The 18123-nt window shown below is 62.8% G+C and carries 15 protein-coding genes; 8 read left to right on the top strand and 7 right to left on the bottom strand.

Annotation, left to right across the window (positions count from 1 at the left end):
- Nucleotides 1-26: 26 nt before the first annotated feature.
- The 4 genes from BM173_RS05035 (at nt 27) to BM173_RS14565 (ending at nt 5335) form a co-directional block, all read left to right on the top strand.
- Complete coding sequence (locus BM173_RS05035) at nt 27-1301, top strand: metal-dependent hydrolase family protein (RefSeq protein WP_090477934.1); 1275 nt, start codon at nt 27-29, stop codon at nt 1299-1301.
- A gap of 120 nt (nt 1302-1421) precedes the next feature.
- Nucleotides 1422-3242 carry a DUF885 domain-containing protein gene (locus BM173_RS05040; RefSeq protein WP_090477937.1) on the top strand — a complete coding sequence of 607 codons (1821 nt, stop codon included), beginning with the start codon at nt 1422-1424 and terminating at the stop codon, nt 3240-3242.
- 22 nt (nt 3243-3264) lie between these two features.
- A complete protein-coding gene (locus BM173_RS05045; RefSeq protein WP_177201803.1) occupies nt 3265-5061 on the top strand; it encodes a DUF885 domain-containing protein in 1797 nt (598 codons plus the stop codon).
- 124 nt (nt 5062-5185) lie between these two features.
- Nucleotides 5186-5335 (top strand): hypothetical protein, encoded by a 150-nt coding sequence (locus BM173_RS14565; protein ID WP_177201804.1) that lies wholly within the window; start codon nt 5186-5188, stop codon nt 5333-5335.
- A 96-nt stretch (nt 5336-5431) separates the two neighbouring features.
- Here BM173_RS14565 and BM173_RS05050 read toward each other — a convergent pair whose 3' ends face one another.
- Nucleotides 5432-6955 carry an alanine/glycine:cation symporter family protein gene (locus tag BM173_RS05050; RefSeq protein WP_090477938.1) on the bottom strand — a complete coding sequence of 508 codons (1524 nt, stop codon included), beginning with the start codon at nt 6953-6955 and terminating at the stop codon, nt 5432-5434.
- Between the two features lie 239 nt (nt 6956-7194).
- Here BM173_RS05050 and secE point away from each other — a divergent pair, with 239 nt between their 5' ends.
- Both secE and nusG read left to right on the top strand, forming a co-directional pair.
- The gene (gene secE / locus BM173_RS05055) at nt 7195-7401 is read left to right on the top strand and encodes a preprotein translocase subunit SecE (protein ID WP_090477939.1); all 207 of its coding nucleotides are present in this window, start codon (nt 7195-7197) and stop codon (nt 7399-7401) included.
- 49 nt (nt 7402-7450) lie between these two features.
- The gene (nusG, locus tag BM173_RS05060; RefSeq protein WP_090477942.1) at nt 7451-7987 is read left to right on the top strand and encodes a transcription termination/antitermination protein NusG; all 537 of its coding nucleotides are present in this window, start codon (nt 7451-7453) and stop codon (nt 7985-7987) included.
- 78 nt (nt 7988-8065) lie between these two features.
- Here the strand turns inward: nusG and BM173_RS05065 are convergent, their stop codons facing one another.
- Entirely contained in the window at nt 8066-8848 is a 783-nt protein-coding gene (locus BM173_RS05065; protein ID WP_090477944.1) for a CPBP family intramembrane glutamic endopeptidase, read from the bottom strand.
- 113 nt (nt 8849-8961) lie between these two features.
- Nucleotides 8962-9618: a PspA/IM30 family protein gene (locus BM173_RS05070; RefSeq protein WP_090477947.1), complete on the bottom strand. Its 657-nt coding sequence runs from the start codon at nt 9616-9618 to the stop codon at nt 8962-8964.
- A 442-nt stretch (nt 9619-10060) separates the two neighbouring features.
- On the opposite strand from BM173_RS05070, the gene rplK reads away from it, so the two are divergent.
- Nucleotides 10061-10492 carry a 50S ribosomal protein L11 gene (gene rplK / locus BM173_RS05075; protein WP_090477950.1) on the top strand — a complete coding sequence of 144 codons (432 nt, stop codon included), beginning with the start codon at nt 10061-10063 and terminating at the stop codon, nt 10490-10492.
- A gap of 4 nt (nt 10493-10496) precedes the next feature.
- Complete coding sequence (gene rplA / locus BM173_RS05080) at nt 10497-11189, top strand: 50S ribosomal protein L1 (protein ID WP_090477954.1); 693 nt, start codon at nt 10497-10499, stop codon at nt 11187-11189.
- A 118-nt stretch (nt 11190-11307) separates the two neighbouring features.
- On the opposite strand, the gene BM173_RS05085 is transcribed toward rplA, so the two are convergent.
- From BM173_RS05085 to BM173_RS05100, 4 genes are all read right to left on the bottom strand, one after another.
- The gene (locus tag BM173_RS05085; RefSeq protein ID WP_090477957.1) at nt 11308-14235 is read right to left on the bottom strand and encodes a DUF2339 domain-containing protein; all 2928 of its coding nucleotides are present in this window, start codon (nt 14233-14235) and stop codon (nt 11308-11310) included.
- Between the two features lie 56 nt (nt 14236-14291).
- Nucleotides 14292-15047: a competence/damage-inducible protein A gene (locus tag BM173_RS05090; protein WP_090477960.1), complete on the bottom strand. Its 756-nt coding sequence runs from the start codon at nt 15045-15047 to the stop codon at nt 14292-14294.
- Between the two features lie 33 nt (nt 15048-15080).
- Nucleotides 15081-16583, bottom strand: coding sequence for a flavin-containing monooxygenase (locus tag BM173_RS05095; RefSeq protein ID WP_245755760.1), 1503 nt, complete (start codon nt 16581-16583; stop codon nt 15081-15083).
- A gap of 86 nt (nt 16584-16669) precedes the next feature.
- On the bottom strand, nt 16670-18088 hold the full coding sequence (locus tag BM173_RS05100) for an oligosaccharide repeat unit polymerase (RefSeq protein ID WP_090477964.1): 1419 nt from the start codon (nt 18086-18088) through the stop codon (nt 16670-16672).
- Nucleotides 18089-18123 lie beyond the last annotated feature (35 nt).

Consider the following 18123-nt stretch of genomic DNA (forward strand, 5'->3'; position numbering starts at 1 on the left):
ACGGGCCAGCAAGAGGAGAGGAATTCATGCGCAATCTGATCACGGGCCTTGCCGCAAGCGTGCTGGCGGCTGCAACGCCGCTCGCTGCCCAGACCACCGTCATCCATGCCGACGGAGTGGTGACCGATGCCGACAGCGCTCCGCTGGGGCGTTCGACCGTGACCGTGACCGACGGCCGGATCGTCAGCATCGTGGATGGCTGGCAGGCCGTGCCCGAAGGCGCCGAGATGGTCCATCTGGAAGGCAAGACGCTGGTGCCGGGCCTGATCGACCTGCACACGCACCTGTCCGGCGATCCGAGCGGCGAGTTCTGGCGCGCGGCGGTCCAGCCGCCCGAATGGTATTCGCTGGTGGCGGCCAAGAATGCGCGCGTTACCGCCAAGGCCGGTTTCACGACCGTTCGCGATCTTGGCGCGCGGAGCGACCAGGTGATGCAATCGCTGCGCCGCGCGACGGCTGAGGGAATGCTTCCCGGGCCGCGCATCGTCACGTCCGCGCGCACCATCGCGATCGTCGGCGGTCATGGCGACATCAACGGCTTCCGCCGCGAGGTGAACGATGCGCTGGGCACATCCTTCGCCTGCACCGGCGCGACCGAATGCGCGGAGAAGGTGCGACTGGCATCGAAATACGGTGCCGACCTTATCAAGATCACTGCGACCGGCGGTGTGCTGAGCCAGCAAGGCCGCGGGCTCGAAGCGCATTTCACCTTCGACGAGATGAAGACCATCGTCGATACGGCCCATTCGCTTGGCCTCAAGACCGCCGCACACGCGCATGGTGCGCGCGGTATCGAATTGGCGGCACGCGCCGGGGTCCAGACGATCGAGCACGGCACCTATATCGATGAACAGGCGGCCAAGGTGATGCGCGAGAACGGCACCATCCTCGTGCCGACCCTCATGGCTTTCCAGGGCATCAAGGAGAACCTTGGCAAGGGCTTCTACACGCCGGTAGTCGAAGACAAGATCCGCGCTGTCAGCGCCTATGCCGAGACAATCGTCGAACGTGCGCGCAAATGGGGCGTGACCATGGCGTTCGGTACCGACGCGGGCGTGTTCCCGCATGGCGACAATGCGGGCGAACTCGCGCTGATGCGCAAGGGCGGGATGAGCGATGCGCAGGTGCTCGCCAGCGCCACCACGGGCGCAGCAAAGGTGCTCGGCATGGAAAATGAAATCGGCCGTATCGCGCCGGGTTTTTCCGCCGACATGGTTGCGGTTGACGGAAACCCGCTCGACGATGTCAGCGTGCTTGAGGACACGGGCTGGGTCATGGTTCGCGGCCGCGTCATCGATTGAGGGGCCGCCCTCGGCGCTCGTCCCTGATCGACCATCTTCGGTCGCCGGTCCGTTTGCCGCTTGTCGTGGCGGTCCGGCAAGCATAGGCCGCTGCCAGAATCGAGACAGGGACTTTACGCAATGAATTTGCTTCGCACCGCGCTGATCGGCGCATCCGCACTCACGCTTTCCGCTTGCGCGAGTGTCCCGCCCGTTGCGGAGGGACCCGCTGTCTCCGCAAGCGACGAGGTCAGCGAGCACGACCGGCTGTTCGCCCTGTTCGAAGACGCGGACGAGCGGGACCTGGCCCTCAATCCCCTGTCGGCGCTGTTCCGCGGCGATACGCGCTATGCGGACAGGATCGGGGATTACTACACCGACGCCTATAACGATGCCTCGCGCGCGGATGCGCAGCTCAACCTTGCGAAACTGGCCGAAATCGACCGTAACAAACTGTCCGAAACCGACCGCATCGCTTACGATGTCTTCGCCTACAACCAGCGCGAGGCGCTGGCCGGGCTGACTCCCCAAATCCTGGCAGTGACACAGGTCCGGCCGGTCAACCACTTCACCGGCTTCCACACCTTCTATCCCAGCTTCGCGAGCGGGCAGAGCGCCGCGCCTTTCGCGACCCTCGAGGATTACGAAAACAATCTGAAGCGGCACGCCGACTATGCCGAACTGACCGACCGGATGATTGCCCGTTTCCGCGAAGGGATGGACAGCGGCGTGCTGGAGACGCAGCTGACGATCGGTAATGTGATCAGCCAGCTCGACACGCAACTGGCCCTCGACATCGAGGAATCGCCATTCTGGATGCCGGTGACGAACTTCCCGGAAGAATTCTCGCAAGCCGACAGGAATCGGCTGGAAGCCGAATATCGCACCAGCATCGGACAGGTTTACGCTGCACACGAGCGCCTGCGCGATTTCCTGCGCGACGAATATTACGCTGTCGCTCGTGAAAGCGTGGGCCTGTCGCAGATGAAGGGCGGCGAAGCCCTCTACCGCCAGCTCGTCGAGGAAACGACCACTCTGCCGCTGGAGCCGGATTACCTGCACGATCTCGGCCTGTCGGAAGTCGCCCGTATCAAGACCGAGCTGGAAAAAGTGAAGGCCGAGGTCGGCTTTACGGGCACGCTCAATGAATTCTTCGACTATGTGCGCACCGATCCCAAGTTCCAGCCGGAAAGCCGCGAAGCGCTGACGCAGACCTATTACGATATCGGCGCGCAGGTGGATGCGAAAATCCCGGAGTATTTCTCGCTCACGCCCAAGACCCCGCTCGAGATCAAGCCCTACGAGGAATATCGCGAGAAGTTCGAGGCCGGTGGATCCTACCAGAGCGGTGCAGCGGACGGATCGCGCCCGGGAACGTTTTATTTCAACGCCTATGACCTGCCCAGCCGCCTGACGACCGGCAATATGACGCTGTATCTGCACGAAGGCGCGCCAGGGCATCACTTCCAGATCAGCCTGGCGCAGGAAAACGAGGCACTGCCGGCGTTCATGCGCTTCGGCGGGACGACGGCCTATATCGAAGGCTGGGCGCTCTATGCCGAGACGCTCGGTTACGAGATGGGCTTCTTCGAGGATCCGTGGAACCGGTACGGCACGCTTCAGGACGAACAGCTTCGCGCCATGCGGCTGGTGGTGGACACGGGCCTTCACGCCAAGGGCTGGAGCCGGGAACAGGCCATCGACTTCATGCTGGAAAATTCCGGCATGACGCGCACGGAAGTGGTGGCCGAGGTGGAACGCTATATCGCCATTCCCAGCCAGGCGCTTGCCTACAAGGTCGGTGCGCTGAAAATCCAGGAATTGCGGGGCAAGGCAGAAAGCGCGCTGGGCGACGCTTTCGATATACGCACATTCCATGCCCAGGTGCTCGATAGCGGCGGTCTGCCGCTGCCGGTGCTGGAAGCAAAGATCGACCGCTGGATCGCGGATGGCGGCAAGTAAGAACGAAAACAGGAGAGGCACTATGAAAATGACTGCAACGCGCACTGCGCTGGCCCTGGTAATGGTATCGGGCCTTGGCGCCTGCACCGCCGCAACGAACGGCATCGAAAGTGCCGCGCAGGCGGTGGGTGACAGCGCATCGCAAGCCGTCGCGGCCGCGGCGCTGGACGAACTGCTGGTCCGCAGCGAGGCCGCCTATCTCGATCGCAACCCGGTCGCGGCTTTCTTCCGTAGCGATTTCTCCGATGCCGACCGGCTGGGCGACTTTTCGCCAGCCTATTACGCCAAGGAGCGCGCGGCCGCCGAGGCAGATCTCGCCGCCCTGCGCCTCATCGACCGCTCCGCGCTGAGCCAGACCGACCGGATCGTCTACGATACGTTCGAATACACGATGGAACGGCGGATCGCGGAAACCGCGCCGGATGTGTTGCCGACCGTCCTTGCAACGCCCCTCGATCACTTTCGCGGGCTGCACGTGTTCTACCCGCGCTTCTCCGCCCCCGGCGCCCTGATGCCGTTCGATACGGTCGAGGATTACGAGAACAACCTCTCGCGCCACCGCGACGCCGCCAAGATCATCGACCAGATGATCGCGCGCATGCGGACAGGCGCTTCGCGCGGTATTACCGTGCCGAGCCTGACGGTCGAGATCATGATCAAGCAGTTCGATACGCAGCTGAATGCGCCGGACGACAGGAACCCCTATTACGCGCCTCTGGCGGCATTCCCGAGCACCTTCGCAGACGAGGAAAAGCGGGGCCTCACCACGGCCTATCGCGAGACGGTTCAGGGAACTCTCTTCCCCGCAATGAAGCGCATGCGCGATTTCCTCGCGGACGAATATCTGCCCGTCGCGCGCGAGACGATTGCGGCAACCGCCAATCCGGGCGGCGATGCCTATTACAGCTACCGCATTCACGAAATGACGACGCTGCCGCTGACGGCCGAGGAAATCCACCAGACCGGCCTTTCCGAAGTTGCGCGCATCAACGCAGCCATTGCCGCGGCGAAAGCCGAAGCAGGGGATCGCATGGCGCCGACCTATACCACCAAGGCCGAATTGCAGGAGGCGTGGTATGAAGTCGCCAGGGAAGTCGATCCCCTGATGGATCGCCTGTTCCTGAACCAGCCCAGGACGCCGCTGCGCATAGAGCCTTACGAGGAATATCGCGAGGCCTTCAATCTTGCCGCATCCTACATGGCAGGCAAGCCCGACGGGACGCGTCCGGGGACCTTCTATTTCAGCGGCTACAACGTGGCGGAGCGCAAGCTCGGTACGTCGATCAATCTCTACATGCACGAAGGCAATCCGGGCCACCACTTCCAGACGATGCTCGCCTTCGAGAATGAGGAACTGCCCGACTTCATGCGCTATGGCGGGTTCACCGCATTCAGCGAGGGCTGGGGCCTCTACGCCGAGAGCCTGGGGTACGAGCTCGGCCTTTACGACGATCCGCTGGACCGTCTTGAAGCGCTGCAGGGCGGCGAGTTGCTGCGCGCGGTGCGGCTCGTCGTCGATACCGGGATGCACGCCAAGGGCTGGAGCCGCGAGCGGGCGATCGAATACATGGTCGAAAACGGCCAGGCGCGCGACTTCGCGGAAAGCGAAACGGCCCGCTACATCGTGATGCCCGCCCAGGCGCTGGCGTACAAGACCGGCGAATTGAAGATCAAGCAGCTGCGCGCCAAGGCCGAAGCGGCATTGGGCGACGATTTCGACGTGCGCCGTTTCCATGACCAGGTGCTTGCGACGGGCGATGTTCCGCTCGAAGTGCTCGAGGCGAAGATCGACGACTGGATCGCAAGCGGCGGAAAGTAGGCGGGGCGCGGAGTCCCGCAACGGGACACGCGCTTGCCTGCGCGGCAGAATGTCGGGAACCGGATTGGCGACTCAGGGGTTTTACGCGGCAGGACGGTGGGAAAGTATTTCATGGAGGTAACCCATGTCGAGCTTGTCCTTCCATAGTAGCCGCCCCGATGGGTGGGTTAAGCCCAAGGCCTATAGCGACGCGTCCCTGCGCTATAAGCACCACGGCAAGATCCTCCCGATGGAGCAGCCGGGTTTCTTCGCCCGCCTGTTCGGGGCTCGCTAAGCGGTTCAGTCTCAAGGACACCCGTAAAAGGGAAGGGGCCGGAGGTCGAAAGACCCCCGGCCCCTGATTTTTGTGCCTGCGCAAGGCCGGAAGAGGTCAGTACTCTTCCGGTTCCTCGGGAGTGTCGGCCGTGTGCGTGGGGCCCGCATCCTTCTCGCCCCGGGCCAGCTTGAACACCACGCCGCTCAGCAGGGCGAGGGCAAGCAGGTTGGGCAGCGCCATTGCGGCATTGGAAATGTCGCCGAGGCGCCAGACCAGCTCGGAAGGCTGTGCCGCGCCGAGGAAGATCACCACGCACCACAATACGCGCCACGCCATGTGCAGCTTCTTCTCGCCCGAGCGGGTCGAACCCTTCATCCGGTCGTAGAGGAAGGTGATCGCCCGTTCGCCGTAATAGGACCACGTCAGCAGCGTGGTGAAGACGAACAGGATCAGCGCGATCGAGGCCACCAGCGTGCCGATGGGGACGCCTGCCAATGTGAACGGGAAGGCGGCGGCAAAGGCGCCGCTCGTCATCTCGAACCCGACCCGGTCGGACTGCCACGCGTGCAGCACGGCCTCGCCGCCCGCGGTAAAGTCGCCGCGCACGGTCAGGATGACCAGTGCGGTCATGGTGCAGATCACGATCGTGTCGATAAACGTGCCGAGCATGGCCATGCGGCCCTGCGTTTCGGGATCGTTCGTCTGTGCCACGGCGTGGGCGATGGCGGTCGAACCCTGGCCCGCCTCGTTGGAGAACAGGCCGCGTGCGACACCGGCGCGGATGGCGATGATGATCGCCGCACCGACGAAGCCGCCGCTGGCCGCCTGCGGGTTGAACGCCCCGTTGAAGATCAGCGAGAAGGTTTCACCCAGGTCGCCGAAGTTCAGGATCAGCGCGATCACGGCCATGACGATGTAGGCCGCCGCCATGAACGGTACGACCTTTTCGGCCACATTGCCGATCGACTTGATGCCGCCGATGATGACGATGAACACCAGGATCGCGACGATCAGGCCGCCGAGCCATTCCTCGATGCCGAAAAGCTCGTTGAGGCCGTCGGCCACGGCGTTCGCCTGGATGGAGTTGCCGGTCACCAGCGCCGAGAACAGCGTGCCGAGGCAGAACACCACGGCGAGCCAGGTCCATTTCTTGCCCAGGCCCATCATGATGTAGGTCATCGGACCGCCGCGCAGCACGCCGTCGCTGGTGCGTTCGCGATAGCGGATCGCCAGCGAACCTTCGGCGAAGGCCAGTGCCATGCCGAACAGGGCGGTGATCCACATCCAGAAGATCGCCCCGGGTCCGCCCAGCGCGATGGCAGTCGCCACGCCCGCAAGGTTACCCGTGCCGACCTGCCCGGAAAGCGCGGTCGAAAGCGCGGCGAAGGGAGAGATTTCGCCTTCGCCCTGGCTCTTGCGGCCTGCGAACAGGCCCTTGAAGGCGCTGCCGAGCTTGATGATCGGGTAGAAGCGCAGACCGATCATGATCCATAGGCCGATGCCCAGCAGGATGATGGTCATTGGCGGGAAGGGTAGTACTTCCACCCCGTTCCACGTACCTACCCAGATGAAATCGGATACATTGGTGACCGGCTCTACCAGCCGATCGCCAAGACTTGGTGCCTGGCTTGTTGCCATGGTTAGGAAACCCCTCTCGCGTCCCTTGAAATCAAGTCGCGCACGCTAGAGATGCTTGGCCGCCTTGGAAAGACGCAAAAGCGCGCCTCTCCCCCGCTTGCGTTTTGCGCGGGTGGAGCCTACATGGCTTGTCGTCTTCCGACATCGATGATGGATACAGCCCCTCCCGGACTTGAACCGGGGCGGCGAAACCCCCATCCCGGAAGGCACGAGCAGTTCAAGTGCGAGAGTGACAGGCCATGGCCGACAAAGGAAACAAGACTTCCCCCGCCGAATTCATCCGGCAGGTGCAGACCGAAGGCCGCAAGGTCGTTTGGCCGACGCGCGAAGAGACGATCCGCATCTCGATCTTCGTTTTCATCATGATGGTGATCCTCTCGCTCTTCTTCCTCGGCGTGGATTCGGTGTTCAGTGCAGTCGTGCGCTGGCTCATGACCCTCGCCTGACAGGCATAACGGCCCGACAAGACCCTCCGACAGGATAAAAGATTAGATCATGGCACGCTGGTACATCATCCACGCCTACTCCGGCTTCGAGAACAAGGTTCGCGATTCGATCATCGCCGAAGCAGAGCGTCTGGGCCTTTCCGAAGGCGTCGAAGAGGTCGAGGTTCCGACCGAAACCATCACCGAGGTGAAGCGCGGCAAGAAGGTCCAGGTCGAGCGCAAGTTCATGCCCGGCTACGTGCTGGCCAAGCTGAACATGACCGACGACGTGTACCACCTCGTGAAGAACACGCCGAAGGTCACCGGCTTCCTCGGCAACAACAACAAGCCGCAGGCGATCTCCGAAAAGGAAGCCGCGCGCTATTTCGGCGGCGTCGAAGAAGCCAAGTCCGCTCCCAAGAAGCAGGTCAATGTCGATTACGAGATCGGCGACCAGGTCAAGGTGCTCGACGGCCCCTTCGCCAGCTTCAACGGCCTTGTCGAAGAACTCGATTTCGACAAGCAGAAGGTCAAGGTTTCGGTTTCGATCTTCGGCCGCGCCACGCCGGTGGAACTCGAATTCGAACAGGTCGAGCTGGTCAAGTAACCGCAAGACATCGCGATTCGAAAAAGGGGCGCTTCTCGAAAGAGAGGGGCGCCCCTTCTCGTATCTGCGTTTGCGCCCTCAACTGGTGCCGAGCATGCCCAGGCTGTTGGCGTAGGCGAGGCTCATCATGATCGTGTCGACCGCGGCGTGGGCAAGGATGCAGGCCCACAGATTGCCGCCGCACTTTACGCGCAAATAGCCGAGGCCTGCGCCGACGACGCCGGTGATGAGGACGCCGCCCAGTCCTTGGTAAAGGTGGGGGAAGCTGAACAGCACCGCCTGGATCAGGATCACCAGCCATATCTTGTCGCCGATGCCGCGCAGACGCTGCAGCCGGTCCATCAGGAAGCCGCGATAGAGCAATTCTTCCCCGAAGCCGGCCGCGAACCAGGCAACGAAGACGATCCACATGACGAAGCTCGTCGGGCTTTCGGTCACGAAATCCATCACCGCCACGACATTGGGCGTATCGATGCCCAGCTGGCTGACCAGCCATGAGCCTAATTGGAACCACGCGATTATCAGCACGGTCGCGAGCGAGGCGAGGGCGAAGGTATTGCCCCAGCTCTTGGGCGCGCGCAGGTTCCACGCAGCAGCCAGGTGGCCATCGCGGCCCAGCCAGAACCAGCACAGCAGGAGTGCGGCGGCCATGCTGCCCGCGACCGATCCGATCAGTCCTTCGGATGTCATGCCCAGCATGAGTACCGCCGGCACGGACGCGGCGAAAAACACGATGGTCACGGTCACGAACTGGAGGATGAAGCGGCCCCAGCCGAGCGTGCCGGGCACAGCCGCAGCTTGCGAAACGGGCGAATTCTCGACCCCGGTCAGGCTGGTCTCATTGGTCGCGGTGCCGGTCATTCCTACCCATCCCCTGCTGGTGTCCCGGATGCATCCCGCACCGGGCGCGCCGCATCAAGTCGGGGCGGGGGTAAATCCCCAGCCTAGCGCCGGTTCGAGCCGTGCCGGGATTGTCAAACGGAGGTGCCGGAACCGGCCCGCAGCGCGGCCAGCTCGTCTTCGAGCGCGTTTTCGCGGCGCATATCTTCCAGTTCGCGGTCGACGGCGGCCTTGCGGGCGGCAGCGTGCGATCCGTCGAGAGCATAACCGGTGCGCTTTTCCAGCGCCTCGATATGGCCGAGCCGACGATCCACGGAGCTTTCGGCGGCAGCGGTCCGGCTGGCGACGGGCGCAAGGCGGTCTGCCGCCAGCTGGTCGGCCAGGCGCGTGCGCACGTCGTCACGCTTGGCTTCGAGTTGCAGTTCGAGTTCCTGCATCTCGATAAGGCCTGCCTCGATGGCGGCGATCTCTTCCTCGATCTTGCTGACGGAAAGCCGGGTATCCTCGCGGGCGATCAGCGCTTGCCGGGCAAGGTCCTCGCGGCCCTTGTTCATCGCCGACTTCGCCTTGTCCTGCCATTCGTCGATCTGGGCGCGGGTATCTTCGAGGCGGGCGTCCAGCCGGGTCTTGTAACGGCGGGCCTTGCTCATATCGCCGGTCAGGCCGACCAGCGCTTCCTCGATTTCGCGCTGCAGGCGCAGCAATAGCTTGGCCGGATCGGACGCCTTGTCCAGCGCGCTCGACACATTGCTCGAGATGAGATCCCTCACTTCGATCGCAATACGAAACATTTCCACCACCCCTCAGTAAAAGTCCCGGTGTATTCTATATTCGAGTCCTTAACAGAACCTCTTGTTCGGGAAAGGGAAGAATTTACCGTATCTGTAGATGACGGTTTCCTACAATTGCCCCCGGCGGGTAAATTTACCCCATGCCTGAACTTCTAAATTCCGCTGCAGACGCTATCGGAAGTCCCTTTCATCGCCTCAGCAGATTTATGCTCCAGGACCCTGTTCCACATGTTCCACTCTGTAGGGCAGTGCGCGGGCAAGTCCAAATGGCGTCCAACACGGCGCTTCAGGCTTGCAATCGGGCGCAGAATCGCTATGTGCGCGCCTTCCCAAGCCCATGGCTAGGATACCCACGCGGGAGGTCTGCTTCGCGGACCGCTCGACCGCTTAACATGAGGCTGCCTTCGCAAGAGTGCGGCCGACAGTGTGAAAGGAGGCCGTAATGGCCAAGAAGATCGAAGGCTATATCAAGCTGCAGGTGCCCGCGGGCACTGCAAACCCGTCACCCCCGATCGGCCCGGCACTGGGTCAGCGCGGCGTGAACATCATGGAATTCTGCAAGGCGTTCAACGCCGCCACACAGGACCTCGAAAAGAACGCTCCGATCCCGACGGTCATCACCGTCTATGCCGACCGTTCGTTCAGCTTCACCACCAAGACGCCGCCGGCTTCCTTCTACCTGAAGAAGGCCGCGAAGCTTAAGTCGGGTTCGAAGGAGCCGGGCAAGGTTTCCGCCGGAACCATCAAGCAGAGCGCGGTGAAGGAAATCGCAGAAGCCAAGATGGCTGACCTCAATGCGAACGACATCGACCAGGCAATGAAGATCATCGAAGGCTCCGCGCGTTCGATGGGCCTCGAAGTGGTGGAGGGCTAAGACCATGGCAAAGCAGACTAAGAACCAGCAGGTTCGTGCCAAGCTCGACAGCGAAAAGCTGTACACCGTCGACGAAGCTCTCGCCACGCTGCGCGAGCACAAGGCGAAGTTCGACGAAACCGTCGAAGTCGCGATGAACCTGGGTGTCGACCCGCGTCACGCCGACCAGATGGTCCGCGGCATGGTTTCGCTCCCGAGCGGCACCGGCAAGGACGTCAAGGTCGCCGTCTTCGCTCGCGGTGACAATGCCGAGAAGGCAACTGCCGCCGGCGCCGACAAGGTCGGTGCGGAAGACCTCATGGAAGACATGCAGAACGGCAACCTCGACTATGACCGCGTGATCGCCACGCCGGACATGATGGGTGTCGTCGGCCGTCTCGGTAAGGTGCTGGGTCCCAAGGGCCTGATGCCGAACCCGAAGCTGGGCACCGTGACCCCGAACGTGGAACAGGCCGTAAAGGACGCCAAGGGCGGCCAGGTCGAATTCCGCGTCGAGAAGCAGGGCATCATCCACTCGGGCATCGGCAAGCTGTCGTTCAAGGACGACGCGCTGAAGGAAAACTTCAAGGCGCTGACCGATGCGATCGTCAAGGCGAAGCCGACGGGTGCCAAGGGTAAGTACGTAAGGAAGGTCACGCTGACCTCCTCGATGGGCCCGGGCCTGAAGGTCGACCTCGGCGAGGTGGAGGGAGCGTAAGGCTCTTTCCTACCCGCTCAGCGGTAGCGTATCGCCGCGCTCATGCAGCGAAGCGGTAGCGCAGAAATAGAAACGGGCCGGGGGGGAAACCTCCGGCCCTTTCTCTTTGGGGGGGGCTTCAGTCCTGCGGAGCGGCGCGCAATTGGCGTTTGTAGAACCAGCCGATCCCGATCAGGCTGGCACCCAGTGCCAGGAAGCTCGCCACCTGCAGCAGGCCTTCGAGACCTGCGGCGTCGAAGCCGAAGACCTTGATGACGGTGCCGGTCATCAGGACTAGCGACCCGATCCTCCAACTCCGTTCGCCGCGGCGGCTGCCGATCATGAGGAATGCGATGCCGAGCAGGATGCCGAGGAGCGAGCGCAGGAGATCCTCGGTCTGCGTCATCGCGGTCTCGACCAGGTAGCTGCCCGCAAACACCTGCCGCAGCAGGGCGATCGCGCCGATGCTCACGACCAACATGATCGCTGCGTCGATGGCACTGCGGAAACGCGGCACCCACAGGCGCAGCGACAGCAGGATCGCTGCGGCGACCACTGTCATGGCGAGGGCGAGATTGGCGATTGGCACCGGGCCAACGGCCTGCATGGCGAACAGCGGATTGTGCCAGAAGCCCGTAAAGAGCGCGAAGTGAGCCAGCGCGGTGACGGCAAGCAGGCTCGCGACAAGCGGGCTGGCACGCAGGCTGGCAATGCCTTTAGCCGCGAGCCATGCCGCGCCGAGCAACAGCGTTTCGAACAGGATACGCTCTGCCAGACCCATACGTTCGAATGCGGGCAGCGTGTCGATCGCAAAGACCTGCTTGAACAGGACATGCGCCGTGATGAACGCAGGGACCAGTGCCGCCCAGAACAGCGGGACCGGCTGCTCGAGAATGCGGCCCTCGGTAATCCGCGCCATGGCGAGGGCAATGGCGAAGGGGAGGATAAAGCCGAGGGTTTGCCGGATGGTCGGCAAATCGGTCAGCATGAAGGGATCGCCAAACAATGCGCCGCCTGCACCTTCGAGCCAGATGGTCAGCGGTTCGGCGGCCCACGCAATCGTCGCGAGGACAAGCCCCAGCACTGCCCATTCGCGCTGCTGCTGTTTCCAGCGCAGGAGGATGGCCATGGCTGTGGCCAGCCAGACGGCGGCGATAGGCGGAAGGACCTGCAGCGCTGCGCCGAACACGACCAGGGCGGCGAGAAATTCCGCAACGCTGCGTGGCAGCTTGTCCTTGGCGAAATACCCGAGCGCCAGCAGCGGCAAGGCAGCCCCGAGCCACCGAAGCAGGCCGAGCCAATAGGGAGACTGCGCGCTTCCTGTCAGCGCGTCCATCTCGGCCATCCCGGCAGCGGTGCCCGGCAGGCTCAAGGTAGAAGCGAAGGCGAATGCAGACGCGGTAGCCAGGAAAGCGGGATGTTGGGCCAACCGGTTGCGCAATGTCCAGACGATCGCGGCGCCGATGGCGCCAAGCGCGATAGGCAAGGTCCAATCGGGGAGCAGGCTGTTGGCGGCAAGTCCCGCCAGCAAACCGGCGGACGCAAGATTGAGCGTGACGGAAACATTGTCGGCGCGGCTCCAGAGGGCCTTCGCGCCGGCGACGGGGAGGGCGGCGAGCGCAAGACAAGAGATGCCCGCCAGCGGGCTCGAAGAACCATCCAGCGTCAGCGCCCCAGTGAGACCAAGGCCTGCAGAAACCGCGGCGACCATGACGCGGTCGACCAACTGGTCCTTGTCCTTCAGCACATGGAACAGCGGAACGCCCGCAAACATGGCTGCAAGCGCAATGAGGACTGCGATGAAAGAGCCGGTTGCAGGATCGCTCCAGAAGGCGAGCAACAAGATGCCGATGGCTGCGGCCACGGCATTCGCAGGGCGCATCGGCGGCTTTTGCCAACCGAAGAACGCGAGCGAGGCGCCGAGCAGGAGGTAAAGGCCCCATGCCAGGGGCGAATAGCCGCCCTCGTCGACGAGCACGGCCAGCTGGAGGCTGGCGATGGCCGCTGCGGCCAGCCGGAGGGGTTGTTCGAATTTCTCGCTGGCGAGGAACGAGGGAAGGACCGCGCCGAGCAGCACGAAGAACAGGCCGAGCGCGACGATATCGGTCGCGGAGAAGCCCGTGCCGGTGAGCAGCAATCCGCCCCATCCGAGGCCGCCGATGAGGGCCGCCATGCCGAGCCACGGGCGACGCTGGCGATTGCCGGTCTGGGTGAGGCCGCCTGTAACCAGGGCGAGATATAGGGCGAGGAGCGGGAGGTTCGCCTCTTCGCTGCCCACCAGCGCAGGTGCGGCAAAACCGCCCACAAGGCCGAGGACTGCGCTTGGCAGGCCGAACCGGTAGGACAGGGCGATCGCAAGGGCCGTGACGGCCGCAAGGCCAAGGAAGGCGAAGGTCTGTCCGATCAGCCCGTACTGCGTGCCGGCAAGATAGAAGCCGGCGTAAAGGGTGGCGAGGCCGGCGCCTGCGAGGGCCTGGCAAACGCGCTCGTCGCCCACTTTATCGGCATTGCGGTATGCCGCCTCGGCCCCGCCGAGGAGGGCGATGCCGAACAGGAAGGACAGGGCGACCCGAACGCTGGAGGTCAGCAGGCCGGCCTCGATCGAATACCGGACCAGCAATACGCCCGCGACGGCAAGTGTGACGCCGCCCATCCAAACGAAGAGGTTGCGTCCGAAAATCTCCTCGAAATCGAAGGAGAACCGCTCGAACAAGCCCGGTTTTTCGGGACCGGTGGGATCGGGCGTCTCATCGGGCTGACCCGACGCGTCGTCATGTGCCCGCGCCGGAATATCCTCCGGAGCGCCAACGAGCTTGACCGATTTGGGTACGGAAAGGGAGCGCGCAGCAGCGGGTTCAGGCGCGTCGCGGACCTCATCCGCAACAGGTTCTGCTGTAGCTGGCGCCTCCTCCCGCTCGGGAGCCGTAGCCGTAGCGCCTTCTCTAAAGAGCGCGTGCACGTGATCGAGCGATCCCTCGAGCCCTTCAAGGCGCTGCTGAAGGGCGCGCAGATGCGTGCGCTGGTAGAATGCGACCCCGAAGAGGACCAGGATAAGAAACCAGTCCATCAAACCCCCTTGTCTGCAATCAGGCTAGCGCGAGCGTGGCCCAAGGCAAGCGGAGATCAGATTCCGCCGGGGGTAAATTCGAAGCCTTCTTCGGTCAGGCGCTCGCACAATTCGGCCATGCAGGCATCGAGTGCGGCGCGATCGGTTGACCGGATGACGAAATTGGACCCGACCTTGCCCTCGCGGAAAAAGGGATAGCTGCCGATCTGGCATTCGGAATGCGCCTTCTCCACGTCGCGCAGCTGGGTGGAAATCTCGCTTTCGGGAATGAAGCCGCCGACCGTCTCGCTGAGCAAAGGCTCCCCGCCTTCGAGCGTTCCGGTTAGCGCGTCGAGCATGCCTGCGGTGATATGCGGGACACCCGCCATGAGGTGCAGATTGCCGATCTTGATGCCGGGGGCACCGGACATCCTGTTCGGGATCAGCTCCCCGCCCTCGGGCACGCGCGCCATGCGCAGGCGGCCCTCGTTCAGCCCGCCCTTGTCTTCGTAATAGCGTTCGAGGATCGCGCGCGCTTCGGGGTGGATGACGACATCGACACCCAGCGCCTTTGCAACTGCATCGACAGTGATGTCGTCATGTGTCGGGCCGATGCCGCCGGTCGTGAACAGGTAATCATAGCTTTCGCGCAGGGCATTCACCGCCCCGACGATGGTGTCGATCACATCGGGGACCACGCGCACCTCGGCGAGCCTGATATTCTGGACCTGCAGCCAGCTTGCCACCTGGGCGATGTTCTTGTCGTGCGTACGTCCGGAAAGGATCTCGTCCCCGATTACGACGAGCCCGGCGGTGTAAATGCGTTTGGTCATGCGGACAGACGTAGTGTCGCTTGCTGCGGAAAGCTACTCCGCAGCTTCGAGAGTTTCATCGGGCGATTTGGAATTCGCACCCTTGCGCCTGAAAGCGAGGATCCCGTCGTCGATCGGCTCTTCGCGCATCCGCTTACGATCCTGCACATATTCCTGGTTGAGGCGCCAGGGATAGCCGACCGCGTTCTTCGGCATGATGGCCTTGCCGCGCTGGATGTAGCCCGAGGAGAAGTCGAAGATATCGTCCTCCTCCAGATCGTGGTTCTCCGGGAGTACCGGCACGGCCACGTCGACGCCGACCGCATCCATCTCGTTCAGGACGCGGCAGATGTAGTCAGAGTTGATATCCGCACGCAGGGTCCAGCTGGCATTGAGATATCCGAACACTACCGCAAGGTTCGGCACGTTCGAGAACATGCAGCCCTTGTAGTAGAAATGGTCAGCCAGATCGACCTTCTCGCCTTCGAGCGACAGGTCGATCTTGCCCGCCACGGCCAGCTTGAGACCGGTCGCGGTAACGACGATATCGGCGGGCAGGAAGGTATCGTCCTGCAACCGCACGCCTCCTTTTTCGAAGGCCTTGATGTGACCTGTGACCACGTCAGCCTTGCCGCTCTTCAGCGCTTCGAAAAGATCGTCGTCGGGGACGAGGCACAGGCGCTGGTCCCAGGGATCGTAGGGCGGGGTGAACGGTGTCAGGTCGTAATCCTTGCCCATGGATTTGCGAATGCGTTTGTGGAGGCCGTCCTTCACCTTCTGCGGCTTGTTGCGCGCCATTTTGAAGCTGAAATCCTGCATCTTGATGTTTTTCCAGCGCGTGATGCGGTAGGCGGTCTCTTCGGGCAGGACCTTGCGCAGGAAATTCGCGAGCGCGTCTTTCGCAGGTCGCGAGAACATCCACGTCGGCGTGCGCTGGAGCATGGTGACCTTGGCCGCCTTGTCGGCCATCGACGGCACGATCGTAACGGCGGTCGCCCCGGATCCGATCACGACGACCTGCTTGCCGGTATAGTCGAGATCTTCGGGCCAGAATTGCGGGTGGATCACTTGGCCTTCGAACTCGCCGAAGTCGAAACCCGGGTCATAAGGCTCGTCGTAATCGTAATAGCCGGAACCGAGATACAGCCAGTTCGCTGTCAGGTGCTTGCGCTCCCCGTCCTCGCCTTCGACGGTAACGTGCCAGCGCGCGTCCGCACCGCGCCAGTCGGCCGCGATGACCTTGTGCCCGAAGCGGATGTGTTTGCGGATGCCGCGCTCGTCGGCGATCTTCTCGAGATAGTCGAGAATGGCCGGACCGTCGGCGATCGACTTTTCGTGCTTCCACGGCTCGAAATCGAAGCCCAGCGTGTGCATATCGCTGTCGGAGCGGATGCCGGGATAGCGGAACAGGTCCCAGGTGCCGCCGAGATTTTCGCGCCGTTCGAGAATCGCATAGCTGCGATTCGGCGATTTTGCCGTCATGTGCGCTGCCATGCCGATGCCGGAAATACCGGCACCTACGATCAAAACATCGAAATCAGTGGCGCGGTCGCTCATTGGTCTGTCTCCCATGACAGACAAGCTAACCCATCATCAAAGGAAGCGCCAGTCTCGGTTGCTTAAAGCAACTTGATTGTCGTGCGCTACGGCTTCGGCGTCTGTTCGCCATGGCGGGATTGTGCGGCGAGCATCCTCCGCCTTTCCCGGGGCGATTGCGCGAGAAATTCGGCCACGGGTGCCTGGCTGTCCGCAGTCCGGTCCAGCACTGGCGTTGTGAAGGCCCTCTTCAGGGCGAGGACCAGCACGAAGGGACCGATGTAGAACGGCATCTGGCGGGCCAGCGTGACCAACGTCCCGTCGCGGAAAACGTGGATCGCCGTCGCGGCAATCAGGGCGTACAATATCTGCCGGGCGGGCGTAGCCTTGTCGCCAAGAAGCAGCAGGAATGCGGCGGAGTAGAGCAGGGCGAATACCAGCGCCTGGATCGCCACACCCGGATAGCCGAGCGCCATCCAGCCCTGGCCAGGCAGCGATCCGGTCATTCCGATCGGAGTGCCGTAATCCCACAGGCTGAAGAACTGGACGGGGGACCCGACCGGCTTGTCCTTCCAGATGACGCGCGGAACGGGTTCCGTAAAAATCTGCAGGTTGCTGGCGAAATAGTCGTAAGTGCCGGTACGCTGCGGGACCGCGTAAACAATGTACTCGAAATACTCGAGATTTGCGAAATCCATGCCTTCGAAGGGGCTGAGCTCGAAATTGTTCGCGTAATCCGCCTCTCCGGCCTGCCCGGCAAGGCCGCGCAAGGATGCGCCCCGGTCGAGAACGATCTGGTTGAAAGCCAGGATTGCCAGCAATGCGAGCGCTGCCGCGCGCCAATCGACCCAGCGCCTGCGATACTCCAGCAATGCCAGGATCCCGATTGCAATTGCCGTGTAGATGATCGGTCCGCGCGTGCCCCCACCGCCCTGAAGGATCACGAAGGTTGCGAAAAATGCCCAGCTCCACCAGCGATACCGGGCGAGCCAGACGAGGAGCACGGTTATCGGCGCAAGGATGAGCGCCGCATCGGTGAACCAGCCGACCGCATCGGTGTTGATCGCCGCGCCGGTGGACAGGTCGCGCACCATCGAGCCGTAATTGTCGGCCTGGCGCTGCCAGTTGCCCAGCTGCGACCAGATGGCGAGCGGCGCAAAAATGGCGCAGACCATCAGGATAGGGCGCTTCATTGCAGCGCGGGCGCTTTCGAAGCGATCCTGCTCCAGGGCGACTGGCAATCTCGGGGCGACATAGAGCGAGGTGGCCACGAATACGATCATCGCGAGGTTCGTCGCCAGAATCACGGTGATCTTGTCGCTCATCGAAGGCTGGAAATCGTACACCCGGTACACGAAGCTGAAGTCGTAGATGCGGGCGACGATCGGCCTGAACACGAAGACGAGGCCGTGAAAGGTCAGATAAAAGGTCGCCGGATGCATGATGCAAGCCGATGGATGGCGCAGGTAGACGACGCTCGTCACCAGGAACGTCAGAAACGATGCGAGGAGCAGCAGGTCGTACACGGCAGGAGACAGGGTAGGCCCCGAGCGCGCTGCCC

The sequence above is a fragment of the Qipengyuania nanhaisediminis genome (assembly GCF_900115585.1).
GTDB lineage: Bacteria > Pseudomonadota > Alphaproteobacteria > Sphingomonadales > Sphingomonadaceae > Qipengyuania > Qipengyuania nanhaisediminis.